Genomic DNA, 1529 nt, shown 5'->3' with positions numbered 1-1529 from the left:
AATATTTCGGATACTTTCATCAAGATACAGAAATCGCAGACGGCGATTTGGTCTGAGATTGAATTTGATTGCTGGTATCTACAATTACGAACTTCGTTACCGACAAAAGGATATATCTTGATTACTTTTGCAAGAGATCTAATGCTGCATCGCGCCATACGGAGAATCCGCATCTGAGACTGGGTAACACTGTTGCCGTCTTTGTCCACCCATGCCAAAGCATCGGTGCCGCTATCCGTGCGGAGGTACAACAACACACCCTCTGGATCAGATACTGTAGATTCATGCTCCCGTGTGGAGTACACCACATCGGGCAATTTTTCGATCATCCCTTTCAGGGCAGGGTTGGCATCGATCGCACTTTGCCAGATCTGCAACGCCTCGGAGGTTAGATCCACCTCCCCTTCGTCGGCTTCATCCAGCACCCCCGATCGCTCATTATAAAGATTTAGCAGCATCTCCCGCGCTTGTTCGTCCTCAAAAAAGGCTTCATCGGTGCCTACCACTTCTTGATTTTCGTTCAGGCGGTCGCGCAAACGTCCCCGCAGGTTAATCAGCCGCTCCACCCCCTCCGCAGGCAAAAACGAATAGCAGAGAATTTCGTCCGCCTGCTGCCCAATCCGGTCTACCCGTCCTGCCCGCTGAATCAGACGAATAATCGCCCAGGGCAAGTCGTAGTTGAGAATGATGGCACAATCTTGCAAGTTTTGCCCCTCACTCAACACATCCGTCGCCACCAACACCCGTAATTGCTCGGCTGCTGGGATGGATTTTTCATTAGATCTCTTGCAAAAGTAATCAAGATATATCCTTTTGTCGGTAACGAAGTTCGTAATTGTAGATACCAGCAATCAAATTCAATCTCAGACCAAATCGCCGTCTGCGATTTCTGTATCTTAGACCTCTTGCAAAAGTCTTAAGTCGATCCTTGTACAGCAACATTTTTGAAGATTATCAACTACTAATAAATAATTAACTGAAAGTCCCTCCCATTATTATTTCTATCGTTTGTTTTCGGATTTATGCAAGAGGTCTCTTGATGAAAGTATCCGAAATATTTTGAGACGACGATGAATATGTTCTATAACTATGCGCCGTTGTGATAACTGACGATTGGCTTTTTTTGGCTCTTTACTTAGTTTTTCTTTTTTCTTTTTTTTATGAGGAATTTGACTGTTTTGATGGAGCTTCTGAATTCCTTGATAGCCTTTATCCCCTAATATTTCTATTTCCTTATTTAACCTTATTTTGCTCTCTTTCCACAGTCGAAAATCATGGACTCTTCCTTTCTCACAACGGACACAGATTACCTGCTCGCTTTTTTGATCGGCAACGACTTGCGACTTTAATGTGTGGTATCCCTGCTTGCCACTATAGCATGATTTCTGTTTTTTTTGGGTCTTTCTATCTCCTGTTCTGACACATCCACCACTATTACTTCTATTTCACTATTACTTTCTAAGAGGGCTTTTTTTCCAGGTAGATTAAACAGACCTGATTTGATGAGAATATTCTCTACTTTCCTAACA

Annotated in this window: 4 pseudogenes; 1 reads left to right on the top strand and 3 read right to left on the bottom strand. The window is 43.4% G+C overall.

Annotated elements, in window-relative coordinates:
• Positions 1-121 (top strand): annotated as a pseudogene (locus ACOCD9_RS06980) (IS5/IS1182 family transposase); the annotation flags it as partial.
• Positions 122-674: 553 nt separating this feature from the next.
• On the opposite strand, the pseudogene ACOCD9_RS06975 reads toward ACOCD9_RS06980, so the two are convergent.
• The 3 pseudogenes from ACOCD9_RS06975 to ACOCD9_RS06965 all read right to left on the bottom strand — a co-directional run.
• Positions 675-725, bottom strand: a pseudogene (locus ACOCD9_RS06975) (hypothetical protein); the annotation flags it as partial.
• Between the two features lie 276 nt (positions 726-1001).
• Positions 1002-1343 (bottom strand): annotated as a pseudogene (locus ACOCD9_RS06970) (transposase family protein); the annotation flags it as partial.
• 2 nt (positions 1344-1345) lie between these two features.
• A pseudogene (locus ACOCD9_RS06965) lies at positions 1346-1529 on the bottom strand (IS5/IS1182 family transposase); the annotation flags it as partial.

This window comes from Microcystis sp. (assembly GCF_048564745.1).
GTDB classification, from domain to species: domain Bacteria; phylum Cyanobacteriota; class Cyanobacteriia; order Cyanobacteriales; family Microcystaceae; genus Microcystis; species Microcystis ichthyoblabe_A.
This window is presented reverse-complemented; position numbering and strand designations above follow the sequence as displayed.